This window comes from Streptomyces cupreus (assembly GCF_014257025.1).
Lineage (GTDB): Bacteria > Actinomycetota > Actinomycetes > Streptomycetales > Streptomycetaceae > Streptomyces > Streptomyces cupreus.
The window spans coordinates 152,765-175,709 of the sequence record NZ_JACMSF010000012.1; the positions used below are offsets into that span (position 1 = coordinate 152,765).

Annotated in this window: 25 protein-coding genes and 1 pseudogene; 10 read left to right on the plus strand and 16 right to left on the minus strand. The window is 70.8% G+C overall.

Annotated elements, in window-relative coordinates; all coding sequences use genetic code 11:
* Positions 1 to 160: 160 nt before the first annotated feature.
* Together H4N64_RS14190 and fabG are read right to left on the minus strand one after the other, a co-directional pair.
* Positions 161 to 919: an SDR family oxidoreductase gene (locus H4N64_RS14190; RefSeq protein WP_186282647.1), complete on the minus strand. Its 759-nt coding sequence runs from the start codon at positions 917 to 919 to the stop codon at positions 161 to 163.
* Between the two features lie 13 nt (positions 920 to 932).
* Positions 933 to 1,694 (minus strand): 3-oxoacyl-ACP reductase FabG, encoded by a 762-nt coding sequence (fabG, locus tag H4N64_RS14195; protein WP_186282648.1) that lies wholly within the window; start codon positions 1,692 to 1,694, stop codon positions 933 to 935.
* Positions 1,695 to 1,967: 273 nt separating this feature from the next.
* Here fabG and H4N64_RS14200 point away from each other — a divergent pair, with 273 nt between their 5' ends.
* Complete coding sequence (locus H4N64_RS14200) at positions 1,968 to 2,363, plus strand: excalibur calcium-binding protein (RefSeq protein ID WP_186282649.1); 396 nt, start codon at positions 1,968 to 1,970, stop codon at positions 2,361 to 2,363.
* Position 2,364: 1 nt separating this feature from the next.
* Here H4N64_RS14200 and H4N64_RS14205 read toward each other — a convergent pair whose 3' ends face one another.
* On the minus strand, positions 2,365 to 2,781 hold the full coding sequence (locus H4N64_RS14205; protein ID WP_186282650.1) for a DUF3037 domain-containing protein: 417 nt from the start codon (positions 2,779 to 2,781) through the stop codon (positions 2,365 to 2,367).
* A complete protein-coding gene (locus H4N64_RS14210) occupies positions 2,778 to 3,533 on the minus strand; it encodes a HipA family kinase (RefSeq protein ID WP_186282651.1) in 756 nt (251 codons plus the stop codon). The genes H4N64_RS14205 and H4N64_RS14210 overlap by 4 nt, the downstream gene beginning before the upstream one ends.
* A gap of 89 nt (positions 3,534 to 3,622) precedes the next feature.
* Between H4N64_RS14210 and H4N64_RS14215 the strand changes: the two genes are divergently transcribed.
* Positions 3,623 to 4,051 (plus strand): Rieske (2Fe-2S) protein, encoded by a 429-nt coding sequence (locus H4N64_RS14215; RefSeq protein ID WP_186282652.1) that lies wholly within the window; start codon positions 3,623 to 3,625, stop codon positions 4,049 to 4,051.
* Here the strand turns inward: H4N64_RS14215 and H4N64_RS14220 are convergent.
* Positions 4,038 to 4,676, minus strand: coding sequence for an isochorismatase family protein (locus H4N64_RS14220; RefSeq protein WP_186282653.1), 639 nt, complete (start codon positions 4,674 to 4,676; stop codon positions 4,038 to 4,040). The genes H4N64_RS14215 and H4N64_RS14220 overlap by 14 nt on opposite strands.
* Before the next feature lie 135 nt (positions 4,677 to 4,811).
* On the opposite strand from H4N64_RS14220, the gene H4N64_RS14225 reads away from it, so the two are divergent.
* Complete coding sequence (locus H4N64_RS14225; RefSeq protein WP_186282654.1) at positions 4,812 to 5,279, plus strand: pyridoxamine 5'-phosphate oxidase family protein; 468 nt, start codon at positions 4,812 to 4,814, stop codon at positions 5,277 to 5,279.
* Here the strand turns inward: H4N64_RS14225 and H4N64_RS14230 are convergent.
* Positions 5,257 to 6,180, minus strand: coding sequence for a LysR family transcriptional regulator (locus tag H4N64_RS14230; protein ID WP_186282655.1), 924 nt, complete (start codon positions 6,178 to 6,180; stop codon positions 5,257 to 5,259). The genes H4N64_RS14225 and H4N64_RS14230 overlap by 23 nt on opposite strands.
* A 74-nt stretch (positions 6,181 to 6,254) precedes the next feature.
* Here H4N64_RS14230 and H4N64_RS14235 point away from each other — a divergent pair, with 74 nt between their 5' ends.
* A complete protein-coding gene (locus H4N64_RS14235; RefSeq protein WP_186282656.1) occupies positions 6,255 to 7,205 on the plus strand; it encodes a DMT family transporter in 951 nt (316 codons plus the stop codon).
* Here H4N64_RS14235 and H4N64_RS14240 read toward each other — a convergent pair.
* Complete coding sequence (locus tag H4N64_RS14240; protein WP_186282657.1) at positions 7,202 to 8,533, minus strand: aminotransferase class I/II-fold pyridoxal phosphate-dependent enzyme; 1,332 nt, start codon at positions 8,531 to 8,533, stop codon at positions 7,202 to 7,204. The two genes, H4N64_RS14235 and H4N64_RS14240, sit on opposite strands and share 4 nt — an antisense overlap.
* Positions 8,534 to 8,568: 35 nt before the next feature.
* Between H4N64_RS14240 and H4N64_RS14245 the strand changes: the two genes are divergently transcribed.
* Positions 8,569 to 9,246, plus strand: a complete 678-nt coding sequence (locus H4N64_RS14245) for a pyridoxamine 5'-phosphate oxidase family protein (protein ID WP_186282658.1) — start codon at positions 8,569 to 8,571, stop codon at positions 9,244 to 9,246.
* On the opposite strand, the gene H4N64_RS14250 is transcribed toward H4N64_RS14245, so the two are convergent.
* Together H4N64_RS14250 and H4N64_RS14255 are read right to left on the minus strand one after the other, a co-directional pair.
* Complete coding sequence (locus tag H4N64_RS14250; RefSeq protein WP_186282659.1) at positions 9,234 to 10,238, minus strand: EamA family transporter; 1,005 nt, start codon at positions 10,236 to 10,238, stop codon at positions 9,234 to 9,236. The two genes, H4N64_RS14245 and H4N64_RS14250, sit on opposite strands and share 13 nt — an antisense overlap.
* A gap of 72 nt (positions 10,239 to 10,310) precedes the next feature.
* Entirely contained in the window at positions 10,311 to 10,856 is a 546-nt protein-coding gene (locus tag H4N64_RS14255; protein ID WP_186282660.1) for a Clp protease N-terminal domain-containing protein, read from the minus strand.
* A 233-nt stretch (positions 10,857 to 11,089) separates the two neighbouring features.
* On the opposite strand from H4N64_RS14255, the gene H4N64_RS14260 reads away from it, so the two are divergent.
* The gene (locus H4N64_RS14260) at positions 11,090 to 11,518 is read left to right on the plus strand and encodes a type II toxin-antitoxin system Rv0910 family toxin (RefSeq protein WP_186282661.1); all 429 of its coding nucleotides are present in this window, start codon (positions 11,090 to 11,092) and stop codon (positions 11,516 to 11,518) included.
* 69 nt (positions 11,519 to 11,587) lie between these two features.
* Here H4N64_RS14260 and H4N64_RS14265 read toward each other — a convergent pair whose 3' ends face one another.
* Positions 11,588 to 12,187, minus strand: a complete 600-nt coding sequence (locus H4N64_RS14265) for a PadR family transcriptional regulator (protein WP_186282662.1) — start codon at positions 12,185 to 12,187, stop codon at positions 11,588 to 11,590.
* Between the two features lie 140 nt (positions 12,188 to 12,327).
* Between H4N64_RS14265 and H4N64_RS14270 the strand changes: the two genes are divergently transcribed.
* A complete protein-coding gene (locus tag H4N64_RS14270) occupies positions 12,328 to 13,140 on the plus strand; it encodes a PhzF family phenazine biosynthesis protein (protein WP_186282663.1) in 813 nt (270 codons plus the stop codon).
* A 58-nt stretch (positions 13,141 to 13,198) separates the two neighbouring features.
* Here the strand turns inward: H4N64_RS14270 and H4N64_RS14275 are convergent, their stop codons facing one another.
* Both H4N64_RS14275 and H4N64_RS14280 read right to left on the minus strand, forming a co-directional pair.
* The gene (locus H4N64_RS14275; protein ID WP_186282675.1) at positions 13,199 to 13,999 is read right to left on the minus strand and encodes a CPBP family glutamic-type intramembrane protease; all 801 of its coding nucleotides are present in this window, start codon (positions 13,997 to 13,999) and stop codon (positions 13,199 to 13,201) included.
* A 90-nt stretch (positions 14,000 to 14,089) separates the two neighbouring features.
* Positions 14,090 to 15,607 (minus strand): glutamate-cysteine ligase family protein, encoded by a 1,518-nt coding sequence (locus H4N64_RS14280; protein WP_186282664.1) that lies wholly within the window; start codon positions 15,605 to 15,607, stop codon positions 14,090 to 14,092.
* A gap of 544 nt (positions 15,608 to 16,151) precedes the next feature.
* Between H4N64_RS14280 and H4N64_RS14285 the strand changes: the two genes are divergently transcribed.
* From H4N64_RS14285 to H4N64_RS14295, 3 genes and pseudogenes are all read left to right on the plus strand, one after another.
* On the plus strand, positions 16,152 to 16,736 hold the full coding sequence (locus H4N64_RS14285; RefSeq protein ID WP_186282665.1) for a hypothetical protein: 585 nt from the start codon (positions 16,152 to 16,154) through the stop codon (positions 16,734 to 16,736).
* A gap of 329 nt (positions 16,737 to 17,065) precedes the next feature.
* The gene (locus H4N64_RS14290) at positions 17,066 to 17,272 is read left to right on the plus strand and encodes a DUF5999 family protein (RefSeq protein ID WP_186282666.1); all 207 of its coding nucleotides are present in this window, start codon (positions 17,066 to 17,068) and stop codon (positions 17,270 to 17,272) included.
* A gap of 211 nt (positions 17,273 to 17,483) precedes the next feature.
* Positions 17,484 to 18,502: pseudogene (locus H4N64_RS14295) on the plus strand (LacI family DNA-binding transcriptional regulator).
* Here H4N64_RS14295 and H4N64_RS14300 read toward each other — a convergent pair.
* From H4N64_RS14300 to H4N64_RS14315, 4 genes are all read right to left on the minus strand, one after another.
* A complete protein-coding gene (locus H4N64_RS14300; RefSeq protein WP_418896265.1) occupies positions 18,495 to 19,589 on the minus strand; it encodes an endo-1,4-beta-xylanase in 1,095 nt (364 codons plus the stop codon). The pseudogene H4N64_RS14295 and the gene H4N64_RS14300 sit on opposite strands and share 8 nt — an antisense overlap.
* Complete coding sequence (locus H4N64_RS14305; protein WP_260859726.1) at positions 19,586 to 20,350, minus strand: carbohydrate ABC transporter permease; 765 nt, start codon at positions 20,348 to 20,350, stop codon at positions 19,586 to 19,588. Before H4N64_RS14305 ends, H4N64_RS14300 begins: the two co-directional genes overlap by 4 nt.
* Positions 20,351 to 20,418: 68 nt before the next feature.
* Complete coding sequence (locus tag H4N64_RS14310) at positions 20,419 to 21,417, minus strand: carbohydrate ABC transporter permease (protein ID WP_186282668.1); 999 nt, start codon at positions 21,415 to 21,417, stop codon at positions 20,419 to 20,421.
* Between the two features lie 6 nt (positions 21,418 to 21,423).
* Positions 21,424 to 22,719: an extracellular solute-binding protein gene (locus H4N64_RS14315; protein ID WP_186282669.1), complete on the minus strand. Its 1,296-nt coding sequence runs from the start codon at positions 22,717 to 22,719 to the stop codon at positions 21,424 to 21,426.
* Between the last annotated feature and the right edge of the window lie 226 nt (positions 22,720 to 22,945).

The window sequence follows — 22,945 nt, forward strand, 5'->3', positions numbered from 1 at the left end:
GAGCCCGGCCGAATGAACCGGTGTCTCACAACCGTTCTTGATCGATAAACCTCTGACTACGTTGTCAACGGTCTGTGACTGCAATCGGTTTGGACGTGACGACCGGCTCTGTACAGATTCGGGCCCGTGCCCCCGCCGGGAGACACGGGCCCGACGCGGGTCAGGCGACGCCGGCGTTCAGGAAGATACCGCCGTCGACGACGAGCGTCTGACCGGTGACCCAGTCGGACTGCTCGGAGGTGAGGAAGGCGGCGGCGCCCCCGATGTCGGAGGGCACACCGAGCCGGCCCAGCGGGTAGGCGGCGGCCGCCTCCGCCTCCCGGCCCTCGTACAGGGCCTGGGCGAACTTGGTCTTCACCACGGCCGGGGCGATGGCGTTGACCCGCACCTTGGGCGCGAACTCGTGCGCGAGCTGCTGGGTCAGGTTGATCAGCGCGGCCTTGCTGACGCCGTAGGCCGCGATGAAGGGTGAGGGCGCGATGCCCGCGACCGAGGCGATGTTGACGATCGCGCCGCCGTTGTCCTTCTGCCAGGCATGCCAGGTCTTCTGCGCGAAGCCGAGCGCCGAGATCACATTGGTCTCGAACACCTTGCGGGCGACGCCCAGGTCGAGGTCGGCGATCGGCCCGAACACCGGGTTAGTACCGGCGTTGTTGACCAGGAAGTCGACGCGGCCGAAGGCCTCCATGGTGCGCTCCACGGCGACGGCCTGGTGGGCCTCGTCGTGGGCCTTGCCGACGATGTAGATGGCGCGGTCGGAGCCGAGCTGCTCCACGGCCTCCTTGAGGGCGTCCTCGTTGCGGCCGGTGATGGCCACGCGGTCGCCGCGTGCGACGAGGGCCTCGGCGACCCCGTAGCCGATACCGCGGCTGGCGCCCGTGACCAGGGCGACCCTGCCGGAGAGTTCCACTGAAGTCATGTGTCCGATCCCCCTAGTCGAGCGGTCCGCCGGCGATGTACAGCACCTGGCCGGAGACAAAGCCGGCCGCCTCGCCCGTGAAGAAGGCGATGGCGTTGGCGATGTCCTCGGGGTAGCCGACGCGCTGCACCGGGATCTGGGTGGCGGCCGCGGCCTTGAAGTCATCGAAGCCCATGCCGACGCGCTCGGCGGTGGCCGCCGTCATGTCGGTGGCGATGAAGCCGGGGGCGACGGCGTTGGCGGTGACACCGAACTTGCCGAGCTCGATGGCGAGGGTCTTGGTGAAGCCCTGCATGCCGGCCTTGGCGGCGGAGTAGTTGACCTGGCCGCGGTTACCGAGCGCGGAGGACGAGGAGAGGTTGACGATCCGGCCGAACTTGGCGTCCACCATGTACTTCTGGCAGGCCTTCGACATCAGGAAGGCGCCGCGCAGGTGGACGTTCATGACGGTGTCCCAGTCGGAGACGCTCATCTTGAACAGCAGGTTGTCGCGCAGCACGCCCGCGTTGTTGACCAGGATCGTGGGCGCGCCGAGCTCCTCGGCGATCCGCGCGACGGCCGCCTCGACCTGCGCCTCGTCGGAGACGTCGCAGCCGACCGCGAGGGCCTTGCCGCCCGCCGCGGTGATCTTCTCCACGGTGTCCTTGCAGGCCGCCTCGTCGAGATCGACGACGGCGACCGCGCGGCCCTCGGCGGCCAGGCGTACGGCGGTGGCGGCGCCGATACCGCGCGCTGCGCCGGTGACTACGGCGACCCGCTGGTCAGTGGTGGACATGGCTGCTTCTCCTCGCCCTTGGGGGTGCGGCTCCACGGCCGGCTCATCGGTGAGCGACCGCTTAGTACCTTCAGCAGACGTGACGCTAGAAGCCCTGGCACGCGGTGTCAACGGCACCCAGCCACGTGTGATCCATTACCTGGTCCCGCAGCCGCCATCCTCCCGCACCGCCGCTGGCCGGGGCACCCGATCGGCCCCTCTCCACGCGTCCTGGCGCGAGGCCGGACCTAGCGTCGACCGAGGGCCACCCCGTGGCCGGAAAGGAGGCGCACCATGCGCCGTCGCATCGGTGCCGTCGGCACGCTGATCGCCATAGCCGCGATCGTGCCGTTGGCCGACACCGCACACGCTCAGGACCTGGACTGCATCAACTTCACCTACCAGGAGGACGCACAGGCCGAGTACAACCGCGACCCCAGTGATCCGCACGGACTCGACGAGGATCAGGGCCGGGACGACGGCATCGCCTGCGAGGTGCTGCCCCGGCGCGGCACCGCCGTCAGTACGGTCAGGCCCGCCACCCCCGCCGCCCCGACGCTCGGCGTCCGCGGCGGTCTGGGCGGCGCCGCCGACTCCGGGTTCAGCGGCTGGGAAACCGCGGCCGGGATCGCCTTCGTCGCCGGCGGTGCCGTCGCGGTCGGCTACGTGGTGAAGCGCCGCCGCACCTGACTCACCGGACGAGCAGGTCCAGGAGCCGTTCCGTCTCCGCCGCCGGGTCGGTCGTGAGGCCGGTGTGGACGGGGCCGGGCTGGACGATCGTGGAGCGGGGGGCGATGAGCCAGCGGAAGCGCCGGCCCGCGTCGTCGGATGCCGCCTGACCTGCCGCCTCGCCGCCGGAGCAGACCCGCTCCACGGCCCCGAGCGCGGCCCGCACCCCGGCCAGGTCCACCTCCGGGTCCAGGGCCAGCAGGCGGGGCTCGTCCAGATGGGTGCGTGCTCCGACGTAGCCCTTGGCTCGACAGTAGACCAGCACCCCGGCGTTGATGCACTCGCCGCGTTCGACGCGGGGCACGACGCGCAGGACGGCGTACTCGAAGACCTCGCGCTCGCTCGGGCCTCCCTTGATGAAGTGGCGGTCGTCGCTCACTTGGTCCCCTCGATTCGCTCGTGGATGACGGCGGCCCGGGCCAGGAGCGGGCGTGCGTAGGCCCGCCTGAGGTCGTCCGGATCCTCGAAGCCGGGCTCCCCCTCCAGCCACTCGTCCGGGATCTCCGCGGTGACCTCGGCGAGCAGGTCCTCGGTGACGCGGGGCGCCAACTCGGCGGCGGCAGTGGAGACATCGGGCCCGAAGGGCGCGAGCGCGTGGTCGGAGGCGTCGTAGGGCCGGGCCGCGGAGGTCTCGGCGCCGGGCCAGTTGTGCTGCCAGATCATGGTGGCGCCGTGGTCGATGAGCCACAGGTCGCCGTGCCACATCAGCAGATTGGGGTTGCGCCAGGAGCGGTCGACGTTGTTGACCAGGGCGTCGAACCAGACGATCCGCCCGGCCTCCGCGGGGCTCACCGTGAAGGCGAGCGGGTCGAAGCCGAGCGCTCCGGACAGGAAGTCCATGCCGAGGTTGGTGCCCCCGCTGGCCCTGAGCAGCTCCTGCACCTGCTGTTCGGGTTCTCCGAGCCCGATGACCGGGTCGAGTTCGATCGTCACGAGCCGGGGCGTCCGGAACCCCAGCCGGCGGGCGAGCTCCCCGCACACCACCTCGGCGACCAGCGTCTTGCGGCCCTGTCCGGCGCCGCGGAACTTCAGGACGTACGTCCCGAAGTCGTCGGTCTCGACGAGTCCCGGCAGCGAGCCGCCCTCACGCAGCGGCGTGATGAACCGGGTCGCGATGACTTCCTTGAGCATCGCCCCAGGTTACTGGCGCGTTGAACCGCGGACGCGCGCCGCCCGTACCTGTCTACGCAAGGCGTACCTCCGTGGAAGGGAAGACCGGCATGACCAGCGAACCGCTCCACCCCGTCGCGACCCCGAGCCGCCGTACCGTCGTGGCGGCGGTCGGCGCCGTGGGCCTCTCCTTCGCGCTGAACGCGTGCGGGTCGGAGGACGAGGAGTCGTCAGGGGCGTCCGGGTCCGCCGGAACCGTCGTCGCGCAGACCTCGGACATCCCGGAGGGCGGCGGGAAGATCCTCAACGATCACAAGGTGGTCGTGACCCAGCCGACGGCGGGCACCTTCAAGGCGTTCTCGTACGAGTGCACCCACCAGGGCTGCCCGGTGACGGGCGTCTCCGAGGGCGCCATCACCTGCCCCTGTCACAACAGCAGGTTCTCCATCGAGGACGGCAGTGTGCAGAAGGGGCCCGCCACCCAGCCGCTGCCCGCGCGGGAGGTCACCGTGGACGGCGACTCGATCACGCTGGCCTGACCCGGAGGGCGGCCAGCAGGTCGGCTGTCGTGGTCAGCGTGGCGACCAACGCGAGGGTGTTGCGGATCATCGCGGGGGTGTACTCGGAGGGCACCCCGGCTATCGCGTCGGTGGGCACCACGGCGGTGTAGCCGCGGTTGACGGCGTCGAACACGGCGTTCGGGATCGCCACATTGGCCGAGACCCCGGTCACGACCAGCGTGCGGCAGCCCAGGTTGCGCAGCAGGGCGTCGACGTCGGTGCCCTGGATCGGCGACAGGCCGTGCAGCCGTCGTACGACGAAGTCCTCCTCGGTGACCTCGATCGGGGCCGCGAGCCGGACCGCGGTGGTGCCGGACAGCTGCTGGACGGGGAGCCGTTCGGCGGCGCGGAACAGACGGGCGTTACGGTTGGCGCCGCGACCGTCGGGGCGGCGCTCGGCGATCGCGTGGATCACCTGGAGCCCGCACGCGTGGGCACCGGCCACCAGCCGGGCCACGTTGGCAAGGGCTCCCGAGGAGCGGGCCTCCTTGGCGAGTTCGGGCAGGGCGCTGTCCGGTCCGACCACCCCCTGCTGGCACTCGACGGTGAGCAGGACGGACGTGGCGGGATCGAGGAGTTCGCGAAGCTGGTCGTACGACGGCACGGTTCCCCCTTGTCGCCGACGGTCTGGAGCGGGCGAGGCTAGCCACCATTGCGCGAGGACGGAAGACGACCCATTCTTTTCTGACGTGATGTCAGAGGATCTCCTCTGGCACGACGTGGGAGAAGAGGGGGACGCATGACCGTCACTCAGCGCCGGGGCCGGAAGATCATGATGACACCGGGTGAGCTGGACGAGTTCCTGGCCACCCAGCGCACCTGCCGGGTCGCCACCGTGTCGGCGGACGGCGCCCCGCATGTGAGCACCCTGTGGTTCGCCTGGGACGGCACCTCGCTGTGGCTGTACTCGGTGGTGCGCAGCAGGCGTTGGACACAGCTGCGGCGCGACCAGCGGGTCGCCGTCGTGGTCGACACGGGCGAGGAGTACGACGAGCTGCGCGGCGTGGAGCTGTCCGGGGCCGTGGAGTTCGTGGGCGAGATCCCGCGCACCGGGGAGCTGTGCGCCGAACTCGACGTGCCGGAGACGCTGTTCGCTCGGAAGAACTTCAATCTGGAGGAGATGCCGCACGACGGACGGCACGCGTGGCTGCGGCTGACCCCCGAGAAGATCGTGTCCTGGGACTTCAGGAAGCTTGCGGGACAGTAGCCCCGATCCGCTCGCCCGCGGCCCGCAGTGCCTTGACCGCCGCCCGGATCGACGGGCGGCGGTCGGCGTCCGCGCGCCAGATGACGTACACATGCCGCCGCACCCGCTGCTTGAGCGGTACGGCGACCACTCCGGCGGGCATCGGGTCGCGGCCGAGCAGGGGTACGACGCACACGCCGAGCCCCGCGGCGACCAGACCGAGCTGGGTGTGGGTCTCGGCAGCGCGGTGGCCGACGATCGGCTCGATGCCCTTGGAGCGCAGGGTGAACATCAGCCACTCATGGCAGAACTCGCCCTGGCCCCAGGTGATCCACTCGTCCTCGGCGAACTCGGCGAGGTCCACCTCGTCGCGGCCCGCGAACCGGTGGGCGACCGGCATCGCCACATCGGCGGGGTCGTCCAGGATCGGCGCCTTGACCAGGCCGTCGGGCAGCGGCATCGGCTTGTTGTACCAGTCGAGCACCACGGCCAGGTCCAGGTCGCCGCGCACCACCCCGGCGACGCCCTGCTCCGGTTCCAGCTCGCAGGAGCGCAGCCGCAGCGCGGGGTGCTCGGCACGCAGCTCGGCGAGGGCGGCCGGGAAGAGTCCGCGCGCGGCGGTCGGGAACGCCGACAGTCTGAGCTCCCCCGCGACCTGACCGCGCTGTGCCTCCAGATCGGCCCGGGCCAGCTCGACCTGCGACAGGATCCGGGCCGCGTGCTCCGCGAGCAGCCGTCCGGCGTCGGTGAGCCGGACCCCCCGGCCGTTCTTGGCGAGCAGCCGCTGGCCGACCTCCCGCTCCAGCTTGGACATCTGCTGGGAGACGGCGGACGTGGTGATGTGCAGCCCTTCGGCCGCGCCGCTGACCGAGCCGTGCCGGGCGAGGGCGTCGAGGGTGCGCAGGCGCTCCAGGTTCAACATGTAAGCAATGCTACGAGATATGGCTCGCGAAATCTCGCTTGTGCTACGAGATTGTGCTGTCGCACGCTGGTCCCATGACCCGCTCCCGCTCCCTGCTCGACTGGCGGCTGCGCTTCGCCGCCCTCTCCCTCGTCTGGGGCTTCAGCTTCCTGCTCATCAAGGTGGGCACCGAGGGATACGCGCCCTTCCAGGTCACCCTCGGCCGGCTGCTGTTCGGCACGGCGGTGCTCGCGGTCGCGATGGTGGTACGGCGGGAGCGGCTCCCGCGCGGGGCGCGCACCTGGGGGCATCTGACGGTCGCGGCGTTCCTGCTGAACGCGGCGCCGTTCTCCCTGTTCGCCTACGCGGAGCTGACGATCCCGTCGACGCTCGCGGGCATCTGCAACGCCACTTCACCGCTGTGGGGCATGGCCCTGTCCCTGGTCGCCCTCTCCGAGGACCGGCCCACCCGGCTGCGCGTCGCGGGTCTCGGCGTGGGCTTCCTCGGCGTCCTCACGGTGCTCGGCGCCTGGCAGGGCTTCACCGGCATGGACGCCCGGGGCACCGGCATGGCCCTGCTGGCCTCGCTCTGCTACCCGATCGGCTGGATCCACGTCCGCCGCACCCTGGCGGGCGCCGACTCCTCGCACCTGTCCCTGACCGGCGCCCAACTCCTGCTCGCCACGGTCCAACTGGCCGTCGTCACCCCGCTGTTCACCACGGCCCCGACCGACTTCCCGCTGCTCCCCCTGCTCGCCGTCGCGGCCCTCGGCGCCCTCGGCACGGGCTTCGCGGTGCTCCTCCAGTACGGCCTGGTCGCCGAGGTCGGCCCGACCACGGCCCAGATGGTCACCTACTTCATCCCGGTCATCGCGACGGCGGCGGGCGTGGCGCTGCTCGGCGAGTCGCTGACCTGGTCGACGCCAGTGGGTGCGGTGATCGTGCTGGTCGGGGCGGCGCTGACGCAGATACGCCCGCGCGAGCGCGGCCCGGTACCGGCCGACGGCGACCGCCACGCGCGGACGCCCGCGAAGGCCGCGTCCTAGACACCGCTCCGGCCGGGGGAGGGCCGTACGGCCGAGGCGATGGCATCGGCCAGGGCCAGGGTCTCCGTCCCGGTCAGCGTCGAGACCGTGACGCGCATCCCGGGGCTGGAGTTCATGCGGAAGCGGGCGCCCGGGGCGACGGCCCAGCCGGCGTGGAGGAGGCGGGAGACGGCGCCGGTCTCGTCGGGGACGGGGATCCAGACGTTCATGCCGGTGCGGCCCCGGGCGGTGACGCCCCGCTCGGCGAGCGCGCCGATGAGCAGGTCGCGGCGCCTGCCGTACGCCGCCGCCACCGCCTTCGGGTCGACCGCGCCGTCGGACCACAGCCGGACGACGGCCCGCTGGACGATCAGGCTGACCCAGCCGGGACCGAGGCGCTGTCGGCCGCGCACTCGGTCGACCGTCACGGCGTCGCCGGTGAGCACCGCGAGCCGTAGGTCGGGGCCGTAGGCCTTGGCGGCGGAGCGGGTGAAGGCCCAGTGGCGGGTGGTGCCGGCGAGGGGATGCAGCGGGACGTCGACGATGGCGTGGCCGTGGTCGTCCTCGATCAGCAGGGTGTCCGGGTACTCCCGGAGCACGGAACGCAGCGCACGCGCGCGTGTGCCGCTCACCGCGGCGCCGGTCGGGTTCTGGGCCCGGTCGGTGACGATCAGGGCGCGGGCCCCGGCGCCGAGCGCACGGCGTACGTCGTCGGGGAGCGGCCCTTCGTCGTCGACGCCCACGGGTGCGATGCGCAGCCCGAGCGCCGGGACGAGGTCGAGGACGCTGCCCCAGCCGGGGTCCTCGACGGCGACGGTGTCCCCCGGCTTCAGATGCGCGGCGAGGACGCGCTCGATGGCGTCCAGTGCGCCGGAGGTGACGACGAGGGGTCCGTCCGGCACCCCGTCGGCGTCCAGTTCGGCGCGTGCCGTGCGCGCCAGCTCCGGATCCATGGGGTCGTCCCCGTAGAGGACCGGCGTCCGGTCACCCTGTTCCGCCGCTGCCGCGAACGCCGGGGCGAGCGGTGGCAGCAGCGCCGGGTCCGGGTTGCCGTTCGCCAGATCCCGCACTCCGGCGGGGACCTCCTCCCGGACGTACTCACGGGCGGTGGTGGCCGGCTTGGGCCGCACTCGGCTGCCCCGGCGCCCGGCGGTCTCGATGACCCCGCGTTCGCGCAGGGTCCGGTACGCGGCCGCGACGGTATTGGGATTCACGCCCAGTTCGACCGCCAATTCCCGCATGGGCGGCAGCAGTTGTCCCGGCGCCAGCTCCCCGGAGCCGACCGCCGCCTCGATTCCGGCCGCAATCCCTGCTGCGCGCCGACCCGTGATCCGATATTCTCCTAGCACAAACCAAATTATGCACTAGTGCAATGGAGATCGCAATGCAGGGGACCCCACAGCCGACGTCGCAGCCCACCGCCTACACGCCGACCGATCGCACGGTCCCCACCCGCTCCGCCGAGCGGGCGTCGTACGACAAGGAGTTGGTGCACTCGATACTCGACGAGGCCTATGTCTGCCATCTGGGCTTCGTCCGGGACGGCGCGCCGGTGGTGCTGCCGACGCTGTTCGGGCGGATCGGCGACCGGCTCTACGTCCATGGCTCGACGGGCTCGCGTCCGCTGCGGATGACGGGGCAGGCCGACCCGGGGCTGCCGGTGTGCCTGACGGTCACGCATGTGGACGCGCTGATCCTGGCCCGCTCGGCCTTTCACCACTCGATCAACTACCGGTCCGTGGTGGTGCACGGCGTCGCGCACCAGGTGACGGACCCCGAGGAGAAGCGGATCGCGCTGGACGCGCTGGTCGACCATGTCGTGCCGGGCCGCTCGGCGGACTCCCGGCCCGCCAACAAGAAGGAGCTGGCCGCCACCGCCGTCATCCGCCTCGACCTGAACGAGGTCTCCGCGAAGCTCCGCACCGGCGGCGTGAACGACGAGCCCGAGGACCTCGGCCTGCCGCACTGGGCCGGAGTGGTCCCGCTGCGCAAGGGCTACGAGACCCCGATCGACGACCCGGACCTGGCGCCGGGCACCGAGGTCCCCGCCTACCTCGCGTGATCCGGGGCCGACAGCTCCCGCTCGGCCCCACCGCTCGCCACCGGCTCCGGGGAGCCCTTGCTCGGCGCCGAGGACTGCGCGATGAAGGCGCCGAGCAGGACGACCGCGCCGCCGATGATCTGCGGGGCCGAGAGATGCTCGCCGAGCAGGATCCACGCGAGGACGGTCGCGATGACCGCTTCGAGGCAGGCGACCACACCCGCGACCTGCGGGGAGAGCCGGCGCACCGAGACCACGCCGGTGACGTAGGCGACGACCGTGGCGATCAGGACGATCCAGGACAGCAGCAGCGCGGCCGCGACCGGGGTTCCGTTCATGTCCGCGCTGTCGGCGAGGACGGCCCAGTCCATGGACCAGGGGCGGGCCACGACGGTCAGCACGGCGGCGCCGACGAGCAGGCCGTAGGCGATGACGCCGAGCGGGTCCGGCGCCTCGTCGGCCGCGTCGCTGCCCTGGTCGGACAGGACGAAGTAGCCGACCTGGCAGCAGGCCGCGCCGAGCGCGAGGAGCAGCCCGAGGGCGTCGAAGCCGAGCCCGGCCCAGACCTCGACCACACAGGCGAGCCCGCCCACCGCGAGAACCACGCCGAGGGCGGCGGCCCGGGTCACAGGGCGACGCTGCACGAACCGCACCCAGCCCAGCACCAGCGCGGGCGCGAGGTACTCCACGAGCAGCGCGACACCCACCGGGATACGGGAGATGGAGGCGAAGTAGAAGGCCTGGACGCCGGCCACGCCGAGCAGTCCGAACCCGGCGAGCAACGCGGGGCGGCGGCGCAGCAGCGCGCGATGGCGTACGGCGAGCGGCAGCATCACCAGGGCCGCCCCGGCCACCCTCAGCCACACCACATGCAGCGGGTCGAGGCCCGCCTCGATCAGCGGCTTGGCCGCGACACCGGATCCCCCGAAGGCGAGTGCGGAGGCGAGGGCGAGACCGAGTCCCATCCCCTTGCCGCGACTGCCCTGACTGCTCTGAGACGTACGCACCGGCACATGATGACAGGCGATGACATGAGCGTCACCCCCGATGACACCTGTCTCACCGGATGGACGGAACTGCGCCCCTCAGCAGCCGCTCTCGCCGACGTAGCTCTCGGGCCTGCTGTCGATCCGCGCGTACACCTCGCCCGCGTCGATCCCGGCGCGGGCGAGCACCTCGACGGCCCGCGCCTCCTTGTCGACGACGAGGGCGGCGAGCAGGTCGACACCACGGGCGGGTTCGTCGCCGCGGCGGGCGGCGCGGGCCCGGGCGTACTCCAGCGCACCCGCGGCCATCGGCGAGAGCCCGTCCGCCTCGGCCACCACGGGCACGGCTCCGGAGTCCTCGACGCTGCCCTGCCAGCGCAGGCCGTAGCCGATGCTGCGCTGGACGAGATAGCCGAGGAGGCGGGCGACCTGGGGTGCACCGTCGAAGACGTCCCGCACCTCGGGGTCGTACTCCAGCAGGGAGTGCAGCACATGGGCGGTGTCGACCTGGCGGTCCGCGTCCCGCACCGCGCGTCGGCGGGCGCCGGAGATCACCGCTGCCAGCTCGGCACTGAGCCTGGCATCGCCGTCCGAGCGCCGTCCGGCCTGGTCGGGGTCCGGCTGACGGGGGATACGGGGTTGCACACCCCCTACCCCATCAGTCTCCGCGGACCTGGTCATCCACGGAGGGACTCATTTCCGCGTCCCACACAGAGTGGACTCGGCGGGCCGGAATCTCCTCCTTGGGGATGAGATCACGCCGATCTCCCCCGGGCGACAGCGGTCTCCACGCTTTCTGACGATTCATCAGTATTGAATGTTCCAGGCCCTGGGGCTACGTTCCGCGACACCGTAGCCCGAGACGAAGGGGTGGTCGCATGGCCGAAGTCAGCGCGGAGGCACGGATCGGGGCACCGGCCGACAAGGTGTGGGCACAGCTCACGGACTGGCCCGCTTACGGCGAGTGGAACGCGACCCACACCAACTTCCCCAAGGGCGGTCCGACGGCCCTCGAAGTGGGCGGGACCTTCCAGGAGAACATGAAGCTGATGGGCTTCCCGGCCGAGGTCGAGTGGACGATCGAGGAGCTGGAGCCGGCCCGGGTACTGGCCCTGCGCGGCAAGGGCCCGATGGCGGTGAGCGTCGCCACCCGCTACACGCTGACACCGGACGGGGACGCCACGACCGTCCGGATCGACGGGGAGTTCACCGGCGCCGCGGTGTCGTTGATGGCGGGCCGGCTCAAGGACTCGGGGACGGCCGCCCTGAACGAGTCGCTGCGCAAGCTGGCAGGTCTTGTGACCTGACGGCAGTACGCGAAAAGGCGCCCCGCGGATCGCTCCGCGGGGCGCCTTCCTCTCACGGCGGGGAGGCCGTCAGTCCTCGTCGGCGAGAATCAGGTACAGCTTCTTGCGCGCTTCGTTGATCACGGAGATCGCCTTCTCGCGCTGCTCCTTGCTGCCGGTCTTCCAGACCTGGCCGAATGCCTCCATCAGGCCGAAGCCGGCCTGCCGGATGTCGTTCACCGCCTCCCAGTCGACGCCTCGGGAGGCCTCCTCCCAGGGCGCCTCGGGACCCTCGTCGGCCGCGGTGCGGCCGGCCTCGGTGAGGGAGAACAGCTTCTTGCCACCCTCGCTCTCGCTGGCGATCAGGCCCTCGTCCTCCAGCAGTTGGAGGGTGGGGTACACCGAGCCGGGGCTGGGCTTCCAGGCCCCGCCGCTGCGCTCGGCGATCTCCTGGATCATCTCGTAGCCGTGCATCGGCCGGTCCTTGAGCAGGGCCAGGATCGAGGCGCGTACATCACCGCGCCTCGCCCTCCCCCGAGGTCCGCCGCGGCCCCTGGGCCCCCAGTGCCCCGGACCGAAGCCGGGTCCGCCGAAGCCGGGGCCACCCGGCCCGAAGGGCCCGAAGGCGGCACGGCCACCCTCGAAACCACCACGACCACCGTGTCCACGGTCGAATCCATGGGAACGCATCGCAATCACTCCATTCCATCGTTGATCTGTCGCGATGCCTCAACGATATATCGGTATTCGTCGGCTGACAACCCTCGGTCGGTCCATGAACCCGGAATTGGCCTTGGCCTGCGCCTTTGCCGTCCCTCTAACGTCATGGCATGCGCATCCGAATCGTCGACGCCTTCACCGACCGCCCCTTCGCCGGGAACCCCGCCGGGGTCCTGCTCCTCGACGCCGCCTTCCCCGCCGACGACTGGCTCCAGAAGGTCGCCCAGGAGGTCAACCACGCCGAGACCGCGTTCGCCCACCGACTGTCCGAGGACGCGGCGGCCGACTGGGCGCTGCGCTGGTTCACGCCCGCCGCCGAGGTCGCGATGTGCGGACACGCGACGCTCGCCACGGCCCACGTACTGCACTCCACCGGCGCCCACGAGGGCCCGGTGCGGTTCGCCACCCGCAGTGGCGTACTGGTCGCCACGCCCCGCGAGGACGGCTCGTTCACCCTGGACTTCCCGACGGCCCCGCTCACCACGGCCGAGATCCCGGACGGGGTCGCCGAGGCACTGGGTGCCGAGCCGCTGGTCGCCTTCGACACCGGCCCGAACGTGGGCGACCTTCTCCTGGAACTCGCCGACGAGAAGACCGTCCGCGCCCTGACCCCCGACCACCGCTCCCTCGGCGCCTTCTCCGAGCGCGGCATCATCGCGACCGCCCGCGCCGAGGACCCTTCACGGGGCTATGACTTCGTCTCCCGCTGCTTCTTCCCGAACATCGGCATCGACGAGGACCCGGTCACCGGCAGCGCCCACACCGCGCTGGCCCCGTTCTGGTCGAAGCGCCTGCGCCGACACGACCTCACGGGGCTCCAGGCCTCCCCGCGCTCGGGCCTGGTCCGCACCGAGGTGCGCGGCGACCGCACCCTGCTGAGCGGCCGGGCGGTCACGGTGATCGACGGCGAGCTCCTGGCCTAGGCCCGGGCAGACGAAAGGGGCGTACGAATCGCTCGTACGCCCCCCCCCTCTCCGCCGGTCACGCCGTGGGCAGCCAGTCGACCTTCCCCGCCAGCAGCGCGTACCCGACGAACGCCCCGATGTCGAGCAGCGAGTGCGCGACGACCAGCGGGCCGACCCGGCCCCAGCGGCGGTAGAGGTAGACGAACACCACGCCCATCACCATGTTCCCGATGAAGCCGCCGATGCCCTGGTAGAGGTGGTACGAGCCGCGCAGCACGGAGCTGGCCACCAGCGCGGCGCCGGGTGTCCAGCCCAACTGGTGGAGCCGGCGCAGCAGATAGCCGACGACGATGACCTCTTCGAGGATCGCGTTCTGGAGCGCCGACAGGACCAGCACCGGGTACTTCCACCACACCTCGGGCAGCGCCTCGGGGACCACGGTCAGGTTGAAGCCCAGGCCCCGGGCGGCGAGATAGAAGGCGATGCCGCTGCTGCCGATCACCGCGGCGATGGCGGCGCCGCGGCCCAGGTCCGGCCACGGGCGGGTGCGGTCGAAACCGAGGGCCCGCAGGCCGCTGCCCTCGCGCAGCAGGAAGTGTGCGACGAGGAGCACGGGCACCAGAGACGTCGTGATTCCGAAGAGCTGCCAGGCGAGGTCGAGCCAGGGCCGTCCGGGAGCGGCGGAGGCGTTGAGGGTGGCCGCCTGGTCCTTGAGGCCGCCGGGCTTGGTGGCCGAGCCGATGAAGCTGATGAGGGCGGAGACCCCGCTCGCCCCGAGCGAGAGCCCCAGCACGAGCAGCGTCTCGTCACGGAGGATCCGGCGCGAGGGCCCCTCCTGCGGGAATGAATCGGCCACGGGGCCCGCCTCCGCCTGCACACTGCCTCCCAGGGGCACCACCGTCATACGACGTCACAGCTTGCCCGACCAGTATGAGGCGGTGGGCGGCGGCCCCCGTTCAGGCGCCCCTCAGCCCAGCGGCACGGCCTCCGGCAGCCCGACGGGCCAGGTGTGGACCGGATCGCCGAGGTGCATCAGATCGCGGTAGCGGCGGGTCGTGGCGGCGAGGGCCGCGTCCCGGGACAGCCCCTGTTCCAGGGCCCGGTGGAAGGTGGCGGACTGCCAGGAGGCTCCGTTCGCGCGGCGCCGGCAGCGCTCCTCGACGACCCCGAGGTACACGTCCCGGTCGGCGGGCTCGACGCCCCACGCGTCCAGACCGGCCTCGGCGAGCGGCAGCAGTTCGTCGCGTACGAGGGTGGCCGCGTCGATCTCCGTGGTGCCGCCGTAGCGTCCGCGCCGGGGCCACTTCAGGCGGGCGTCGATGCCGTGCCGGCAGGCGCTGTCGAAGTTGGCGGCGGCCGCCTCGAACGGCAGCCGGGTCCACACCGGGCGGGGCTCCTCGGCGAGGGCGCGGATGACGCCGTAGTAGAAGGCCGCGTTGGCGATGACGTCCGTGATGGTGGGGCCCGCGGGCAGGACGCGGTTCTCGACGCGCAGGTGCGGGACGCCGTCGGCGATGCCGTAGACCGGGCGGTTCCAGCGGTACACCGTGCCGTTGTGCAGGACCAGTTCGGCGAGCGAGGGGACGCCGCCCTCGTCGAGCACCTGGAGCGGGTCCTCCTCGTCGCAGATCGGCAGGAGGGCGGGGTAGTAGCGCAGGTTCTCCTCGAAGAGGTCGTAGGCGGAGGAGATCCAGCGTTCCCCGAACCAGGTGCGGGGGCGGACGCCCTGGGCCTGGAGTTCGGGCGGGCGGGTGTCGGTGGACTGCGTGAACAGCGGGGGGCGGGACTCGCGCCACAGTTCCCGGCCGAACAGGAACGGGGAGTTGGCGCCGACCGCGACCTGGGCGGCGGCGACGGCCTGGGCGGCGTTCCAGACGTCGGCGAAGCGGGCGGGGGTGACCTGGAGGTGCAGTTGGACCGAGGTACAGGCGGCCTCGGGCGCTATTGACTTCGAGGTGCAGGTGAGATGCTCCACGCCGTCGATGTCGAGCACGAAGTCCTCGCCGCGGGCGGCCACGATCTGGTCGTTGAGCAGGGTGTAGCGGTCGACGTCGGAGAGGTTGGAGGAGACCAGGTCGTCCCGGTCGAGGGTCGGCAGAATGCCGATCATCATGATTCCCGCGTCCAGCTCGCCGGCTTTTCGGTCGGCATATGCCAGGGAGGTGCGGAGTTCCTCGGCGAGCCGGTCGAAAACCCGGCCGCCCAGCCGGTGTGGGGCTATGTTGACCTCCAGGTTGAACATGGCCAGTTCTGTTTGGAAATCCCGGCTCGCGATCCGCTCAAGAACCTGTGCATTCAACATTCTCGGCATGCCATCGGCTCCAGCGAGATTCAATTCGATCTCCAGACCCATGAGGTTCTTCGGGCGATCGAACCGCTTCTCCGCCAGAAGCCGCTCCAGGCCCGCCAGACACTGCCGGAGCTTGTCGCGGTAGTGCTGGCGGTCGGACAGATCGAACCGACCTGCCACGACCTTCTCCCCCATCGAAGCGTCCCTCCTCGATTGGGCGGGCCGAAGAGCCGGCCGCCGGTGTCCCGGGTCAGATGATGCCCAGCCGAAGCGATCGATAACGTCCCGGCCGGGCCCGCAGCCCGCTAGGCTGTCGAACGTGACCGGCGGCACATTCGCCAGGCATGGGGCAGTGTGCAGTTTCGGGCGGCCGACGAACTCGTGAAAAACGCCGACAAGAATTGGCCGACCGTTTCTCGCGCATTTTCCGAGGTCACCGCCTCACGCCCCGTCCGGAATCGGGATGATTCCCGCGGATCGCCGTCCGAATGCGCCCTTGCCGAGTGCGCCGGAAACGGCTAGACGAAACACTGACTGAACACTTGTCGTATAAACTCCGCGGAGAAGGCGGAAGGTTGGCGCCCGGTCGGAGTACCTGCCGTAGAGATGGACGTACGGCAGGCCTCACGCACACCCACGCACCCAGACCTCGGCCCACGCCTCTCCGCCCCCGCGAGCTGACAGCGCCGTCCGCCCCGCCCTCGCGCCACCGTGCCTTTTGAATGAGAGGCGACCCACCATGCCGCTGCATGTCCCCCCGGCTCCCGCGCCCGCACTTCGCTCCGTCCTCACCGCACTCGGGTCTCCCACCGCGGTCCGCGAGGCCCGAACGCCATCCCTGCGCACCGCACAGGGACCCGCCACCCCCGAACTGCCGTTGCCGGTGCACGTCCTGGACGGCATCACCGCCACCGGCCCCTGCACCACCAGGCTCGCCGGATGGCGGTTCCTGATCCGCTGCGGCGACCGTGCCGTCGCCGCCGCCGAGACCCGGCTGACCCCGGACGGCTGGGCCTTCTCGCACTTCTTCGAGGGCCCGTACATCACCTCCACCGAGCGCGCACTGCGCCAGGCCGAGACGATGCCGGGGCACTACCAGCCCCGACTGCTGTCCGTCCCCGGCCTGTACATGCTGACCCTGTGGCTGCACGGCGACATCGCCGCCGACGCCACCGCCGGCCATCCCGAGCCCACGGATCTGCTCGTCCCGCTGGCCCCCGCGCCGCCCGGCATCGCTGCCCACCGACCGCATCAGGTCGCCGATCTGCTCCCGGTGCTGACCCACCGCGTGACGCCCGCGCCACTCCTCGGCTCACCCGCCTGACGGTCCCCCGTCCGAGGCCTCCGTACCCCGCCGCCGGTCGCCGGTCGCGGGGTACGGCGCTGTGTGCGGCACTCCTCGCTCGTACGAGCGTCCACGCGCTCCCAAGAGCCCCCGACCTGCATGGACTAGCCCCATCGGGCCCCCTTGAACCACCCGAAATGACAGTGCAGTTGGGCTGAACCGTCCGCGCGGGTGATGCGTCATCAACCTGTGAGAAGCGGTGCAGCGAAATCCCTGCGGATTGACGCCCGTGGGGCAACACTGGGTTCGAACCACTTGTCGCAACGGGGGCGGCCATGAACATCACGTCAGAGCGAAAGATCCCATCCATGTGCCAGCACCAGCCACCGTGTCCCTCCGCAGACTCCGCCGACCGGGAATCGGCGCGCCTCATGGCGCACCACCCGGAACAGGGCTGGAGCCTGCTGTGCAACGGCGTTCTGCTCTTCGAGGACACCGGTGAGCTCCTGCCCGACGGCCAGATCATCGCCCCGCACCGCCCACTGGGCGCCGACCAGGTGATGACCGCGGCCTGAGCGCGGCCGGGCGGTCCACCGACCGCCCGGAGATCTTGGGGGCCGGCCCGCAGACCCGTTCTGCGCACCGGCCCCGACGCGTGTCCGGGGGCGGTTACTCCCCGTAGTCCCCCGTGCGTGCTGCGGTCCGGGCCGATTCCCCCTTCCACGAGCCCCGGTTTTCCGGAAGACTTCTGGAAGTTTTCGACAACGGGTCGACGGAGGTGGGCAGTTGTCACAGGAGCACACCGAGGGAAGGGTCACCATCACGGAGATCGCCCGGCAGGCCGGGGTCTCGGTGCCGACCGTGTCCCGGGTCGTCAACGGCCGGTCCGACGTCTCCCCGCGGACCCGCGCCCGCGTCGAGGATCCGCCGGCACGGCTACCGGAAACGGGCTTCCACGGCCCCCGCCGCCCTCCTCGACCTGGTCTTCAACGACCTCGACAGCCCCTGGGCGGTGGAGATCATCCGCGGGGTGGAGGAGGTCACGCACGCGGCCGGGGTCGGCACCGTGGTGTCGGCGATCCACGGCCGCTCGGGCGACGCCCGCGAATGGATGCGCAATCTGCGGGCCCGCGCCTCCGACGGCGTCGTCCTCGTCACCTCGGTCCTGGAGCCGGTTGCACGAGGAGTTGCGGGTGCTCGGCGTCCCGCTGGTGGTGGTCGACCCGGCGGGCTCCCCCGTCCTCGACGTGCCCACCATCGGCGCCGCCAACTGGTCCGGGGGCCTCGCCGCGACCGAGCATCTGCTGGGCCTCGGCCACCGCAGGATCGGCCTGATCGCGGGCCCGCCGCGGCTGCTGTGCTCCCGGGCCCGCTTCGACGGCTATCGCGCAGCCCTGGAGGGCGCCGGACTCGCCGTCGACGAGTCTCTGGTGGTCCCCGGCGACTTTCGCCCCGAGTCCGGCTGTACGGGCTGCACCGCACTGCTGGACCTGCCCGAACCGCCGAGCGCCGTGTTCGCGGCCAGCGACCAGATGGCGCTCGGCACGATCGAGGCGCTGCGCCGGAGGGGCCTCAGGGTCCCGGAGGACATGAGCGTGGTCGGTTTCGACGACCTTCCGGAAGTGCGCTGGTCGGCGCCGCCGCTGACCACCGTGCGCCAGCCGCTCGCCGACATGGGCAAGCTGGCCGTCCGCACGGTGCTGCGGCTGGCCGCCGGGGAACAGCCGGACTCACCTCGGATGGAACTGGGCACGGAGCTGGTGGTGCGGTCGAGCACCGCACCACCGCCCGCGCGGGTCAGCTGAGCGCCTCCCGGATCGCGTAGTACGCGGGCTTGGGCCGGAGCTGCTCGTCCCACGGCAGGGCCGCGCCCTCGCCCTCGAAGAAGGCCGGGATCCACGAGTACTTGTCGGTGTAGTCCCACAGCGTGATGCCCACGCACCGGCGCACGGCCAGGCACGCCTCGGTCAGATCCCGGTACCACTCGGCCTGCGTGGCCAGTTTCTCCTCGTCCGCGGGCACATACATCCGGATGTCGACCTCGGTGAGCGAGGTGTCGAGGCCGAGCTTGGAGAAGCGGCGGAGGTTGTCCTCCAGCGTGGTCGGATAGCCGTACTGGAGCGCGAGGTGGGCCTGGAGGCCGATGCCGTGCAGGGGGACGCCCTGCGCCTTCAGCTCCTTGGCGCGCTTGTAGTAGGCGTCGCTCTTCGGGCCGATCGACTCGATGTTGTAGTCGTTGAGGTAGAGCTTCACGCGCGGGTCGGCCTGGTGGGCCCAGCGCAGGGCGTCGGCGATGTAGCCGGGGCCGAGCGTCCTGTAGAAGATCGTCTCCCGGTAGGTGCCGTCCTCGTTGAAGGCCTCGTTGACGACGTCCCAGGCGAAGACCTTGCCGCGGTAGTGCCGTACCTCCGCCTGGATGTGCTTCTTCAGTACGGCCCTCAGCTCGTCGGCCGTCCACTCGCGACCGGTGAGCCAGCCGGGCAGCTGGCTGTGCCAGACCAGGGTGTGCCCGCGGACCTTCTGGTGGTTGGCGCGGGCGAGGTCCACGATCTCGTCGCCCTTGGAGAAGTCGAAGACGCCCTGCTGGGGTTCGGTGGCGTACCACTTCATGCCGTTGCCGGGGGTGATCTGGTCGAACTCGCTGCCGAGAATCGCCTTGTAAGGCTCGTCGACAAGCTCGGGGTTGTCGGTGGCGCTGCCGAAGTAGCGGCCGTGGCGCTGGGCGAGTTCGGCGAGTGTGGGCGGCTCGTCGTCATGAGCCTGAGCGGCCGGGGCGGTGACGGCGACCAGCATGGCGGCGAGGGCGCCGACGAGTCTGAGACGGTTCTTGCGCGTGGTGCGACTCCTCACGGAACAGGTGGGGTGAGCCGTACGTCCGCGGGCGCGGGTCATCCCTTCGTGGCGCCGGCGGTGAGACCGCCGACGAGCTGGCGCTCGGCGACGGAGTAGAAGGCCAGGGCGGGGACCATGGCGAGGACGAGATAGGCGAACACACGGGCCACGTCCTGCGAGTACTGGCCCTGGAACTGCTGGACGCCGATCGGGATGGTCCACCAGGTGGGCTCGTTGAAGACGAGCAGCGGCAGGAAGAAGTTGTTCCAGCTGGTGACGACGGCGAGGACCGACACCGTGCCGAGCGCGGGCCGTGCCATCGGGAGCAGCACCCGCCAGAAGAAGCCGAGCGGACCGCAGCCGTCGAGGGTGGCCGCCTCCTCCAGCTCACCGGGGATCTGCCGGAAGAATCCGCGCAGGACGATGATGGTCATCGGCAGCCCGAAGGCGGCCTGCGGCAGGATCACGCCGAGCGGGTTGTCCAGCAGGTTCATCGAGCGCAGCAGCAGGAACAACGGCAGCGCCGCCACCGCGAAGGGGAACATCAGCCCCATCGTGAACAGGGTGAACAGCATCTCCCGGCCCCGGAAGGCGAACCGCGCGAAGGAGAACGCGGCGAGTGCCGAGGCGGCGACCACGATGACCGTCGTGGCGACGGCGATGAGGGTGCTGTTGCCGACCAGTCGCCAGAAGTCGCCGGAGGCCAGGATGTCGGTGTAGTTGCCGGTCACCCAGGGGTCGGGCAATCCGATGGGGTTGCGGGAGAGCTGGTCGGTGGACTTGAAGCCGGAGATCACCGCGTAGAGCAGGGGTACGCCCATCACCACGCCGACCGCGATCAAAAGGAGGTGCAGCGGCAGATTGCGCCCTCGGGTCCTGTGCCGGACGGTCACTTGACGCCTCCCCGCATGGTCGTGGTCGCGCCCTCCAGGTCCCGGCGGAGCACGAACCGCTGGTAGGCGAGGGCGAAGACGAGGCTGATGCCGAACATGACCACGCTGATCGCGCTGGCGTAGCCGACCTGGTAGCGCTTGAACCCGAACTGGAACATGGTCACGGCCATCGTCTCGGAGTGGTGGTCGGGGCCACCCGCGGTGACCACCCACACCAGGTCGAAGAGCTGGATCGCCCCGATGACGGACAGGAACACGCTGATCCGCAGGGTCGGCGCGAGCAGCGGCAGGGTGACATTGCGGACCCGCTGCCAGGGCCCGGCGCCGTCGATCAGCGCCGCCTCGTGCAACTCCCGCGGTATGGACTGGAGTCCGGCCAGGTAGAGCATCATGTGGAAGCCGAAGTACTTCCAGGTCATGACCAGGAACAGGGTGGCCATCACCATGTCCGGGTCGGCGAACCACTCACCGCCCAGACCGTCCAGGCCGATCCCGCCGAGGACATGGTCGGCGAGACCGTCGCCCGGGGCGAAGATCATGCTGAACAGCACACCGGTGATCGCCTCGGACAGCACGTACGGCGCGAAGAACAGCATCCGGTACACGGCCCGCCCGCGCATGCGCTGGTTGAGCGCGACGGCCATGGCGAGCGCGAACGGCAGTTGCAGCGCCAGCGACAGCACGACCAGGACCAGACAGCGCCACAGGTCGCCGAGGAAGACCGGGTCGTCGAAGAGCCGGGTGAAGTTGTCGACGCCGATGTAGTCGGAGGGCCTGCCGAAGCCGCCCCAGCGGAAGAACGCGGCGTACAGCGCGAACAGGATCGGCAGCAGGACCAGGACGCCGAACAGCACGAGGGCGGGCACCTGGAAGGAGACCGCGGTGAGCCAGTTCAGGGCGCGCCGGCGGGCCCGCCCCCGGACCGCGTCGGCGGCCGGGGGCGGCCGGTCCGTGTCAGGACCGGTCCGCTTGTCCGGGAGGAAGGTGGACGTCATCGGCGGCTACTGCTCTTCCTTCGCGACGTCGGTGATCGACTCGGTGACCTGCTCCGGCGACTTGGACCCGGCGATGAGCGCCGCGACACTGTCGTTGACCTCCTGGCCGAGGGCGGGCGCGTACGCCTGGTCGAGGTAGAGCTGGAAGCCGGTGGCGGCCGTGAGCTCCTTCTGTACGGCCTTGATGTTGGGGTCGGCGATGGCGCTCTCGGCGGCCGGGACGACCGGGAGCACGCCGGTCTTCTTGACCAGCTCCAGGTCGGTCGCCTCGGAGGCGAAGAACTTCAGGAAGTCCGCGGCCGCCTGCGGGGCGCCGCTGCGCAGGGCATGCCCGCCACCCCCGCCGAACACTTCGGTGATGGCGCCCTGTCCGCCCTCGACCGCGGGGAACGGGAAGAAGCCGAGGTCGTCCCCGAGTCCCTTTCCGGTGTCCGCCTGCACCACGGGCGCCCACTGGCCCATCAGTTCCATGGCCACCTTGCCGTTGCCGACGGTGGCCGACTGCCCGGTGGGGCCGGAGTAGGAGGCGCCGAGGAAGCCCTTCTGGAACGGCTCCAGTTCGACCAGTTCCTTGAGGTGCTCGCCGGCCTGGACAAGACCGGGGGCGGTGAAGTCCTTGTCGTCGTTGGCCTTCTGGAGAGCACCGACACCGGCGGTGCGCATCGCGAGGTAGGCCCAGTAGTACATACCGGTCCACGCCTCCTTGCCCGCGAGGGCGAGCGGGGTGACCCCGGCGGACTTCAGCTTGCCGACCGCGTCCAGGAAGGCGCTCCAGGTGGTCGGGGGCGCGCTGATGCCCGCCTTCTTGAAGAGCGCCTTGTTGTACCAGAAGCCGATCATGCCGATGTCGAAGGGGATGCCGTACACCTTCTCGTCGATGATGTACGGCTGCTTCGAGACCGGCACCAGGCCCTCGGCCCAGTCCTTGGTGCGGTCCGTGAGGTCCTCGACGAGTCCCGCGTCGACCTGCTGCTTCAGCACGCCGCCGCCCCAGGTGTGGAAGATGTCCGGGAGCTTGCCGGAGGCGGTCAGCGCCGTCATCTTCGACTTGTAGGCGTCGTTCTCCAGCTGGACGATCTTGACCTTCACCTTGGGGTTCTGGGCCTCGAACTTCTTGGCGAGGCCGGCCCAGACGTCCTTCGTGGGCTGGGTGGTGGAGATGTTCCACCATTCGATCGTGGTCGTGCCGTCGGACGACCCTCCGTCCGAGTCGCCGCCGCAGCCGCTGAGTGCCGTCATGCTCAGACCGGCCGCGGCGGAGGCCGCCAGGAAGCCGCGGCGGGACAGTGCCGGGTCGCCCATCATGCGCTCCTTGAGATCCAGAGTTTCGAAAGTTTCGGAATGAATCCAGAAAGCTTCGCTGCTGCCGCACCCTAGAGACAGCGCCTGATGGGTGGCAACCCCTCGTACACAGGGAATTGGACTGTGACTCACCCGCGATCGAAGGGGAGTTGGGATCAGCGGGCCTCGGAGTCCCGCGCGACGATCTCGTACCACCACTCGCCGATGCGGTAGAGGTGCGGCCCCT

What these genes read in the sequence shown, in the direction of transcription:
- H4N64_RS14270 (WP_186282663.1), top strand. Translation starts at nt 12,328, where the DNA reads ATGCGCATCCGAATCGTCGACGCCTTCACCGACCGCCCCTTCGCCGGG.
- H4N64_RS14225 (WP_186282654.1), top strand. Translation starts at nt 4,812, where the DNA reads ATGACCGTCACTCAGCGCCGGGGCCGGAAGATCATGATGACACCGGGT.
- H4N64_RS14265 (WP_186282662.1), bottom strand. Translation starts at nt 12,187, where the DNA reads ATGCGTTCCCATGGATTCGACCGTGGACACGGTGGTCGTGGTGGTTTC.
- H4N64_RS14230 (WP_186282655.1), bottom strand. Translation starts at nt 6,180, where the DNA reads ATGTTGAACCTGGAGCGCCTGCGCACCCTCGACGCCCTCGCCCGGCAC.
- H4N64_RS14215 (WP_186282652.1), top strand. Translation starts at nt 3,623, where the DNA reads ATGACCAGCGAACCGCTCCACCCCGTCGCGACCCCGAGCCGCCGTACC.
- H4N64_RS14190 (WP_186282647.1), bottom strand. Translation starts at nt 919, where the DNA reads ATGACTTCAGTGGAACTCTCCGGCAGGGTCGCCCTGGTCACGGGCGCC.
- H4N64_RS14280 (WP_186282664.1), bottom strand. Translation starts at nt 15,607, where the DNA reads ATGGGGGAGAAGGTCGTGGCAGGTCGGTTCGATCTGTCCGACCGCCAG.
- H4N64_RS14300 (WP_418896265.1), bottom strand. Translation starts at nt 19,589, where the DNA reads ATGACCCGCGCCCGCGGACGTACGGCTCACCCCACCTGTTCCGTGAGG.
- H4N64_RS14305 (WP_260859726.1), bottom strand. Translation starts at nt 20,350, where the DNA reads ATGGGCGTACCCCTGCTCTACGCGGTGATCTCCGGCTTCAAGTCCACC.
- H4N64_RS14310 (WP_186282668.1), bottom strand. Translation starts at nt 21,417, where the DNA reads ATGACGTCCACCTTCCTCCCGGACAAGCGGACCGGTCCTGACACGGAC.
- H4N64_RS14235 (WP_186282656.1), top strand. Translation starts at nt 6,255, where the DNA reads ATGACCCGCTCCCGCTCCCTGCTCGACTGGCGGCTGCGCTTCGCCGCC.
- H4N64_RS14315 (WP_186282669.1), bottom strand. Translation starts at nt 22,719, where the DNA reads ATGGGCGACCCGGCACTGTCCCGCCGCGGCTTCCTGGCGGCCTCCGCC.
- H4N64_RS14200 (WP_186282649.1), top strand. Translation starts at nt 1,968, where the DNA reads ATGCGCCGTCGCATCGGTGCCGTCGGCACGCTGATCGCCATAGCCGCG.
- H4N64_RS14260 (WP_186282661.1), top strand. Translation starts at nt 11,090, where the DNA reads ATGGCCGAAGTCAGCGCGGAGGCACGGATCGGGGCACCGGCCGACAAG.
- H4N64_RS14210 (WP_186282651.1), bottom strand. Translation starts at nt 3,533, where the DNA reads ATGCTCAAGGAAGTCATCGCGACCCGGTTCATCACGCCGCTGCGTGAG.
- H4N64_RS14290 (WP_186282666.1), top strand. Translation starts at nt 17,066, where the DNA reads ATGTGCCAGCACCAGCCACCGTGTCCCTCCGCAGACTCCGCCGACCGG.
- fabG (WP_186282648.1), bottom strand. Translation starts at nt 1,694, where the DNA reads ATGTCCACCACTGACCAGCGGGTCGCCGTAGTCACCGGCGCAGCGCGC.
- H4N64_RS14245 (WP_186282658.1), top strand. Translation starts at nt 8,569, where the DNA reads ATGCAGGGGACCCCACAGCCGACGTCGCAGCCCACCGCCTACACGCCG.
- H4N64_RS14285 (WP_186282665.1), top strand. Translation starts at nt 16,152, where the DNA reads ATGCCGCTGCATGTCCCCCCGGCTCCCGCGCCCGCACTTCGCTCCGTC.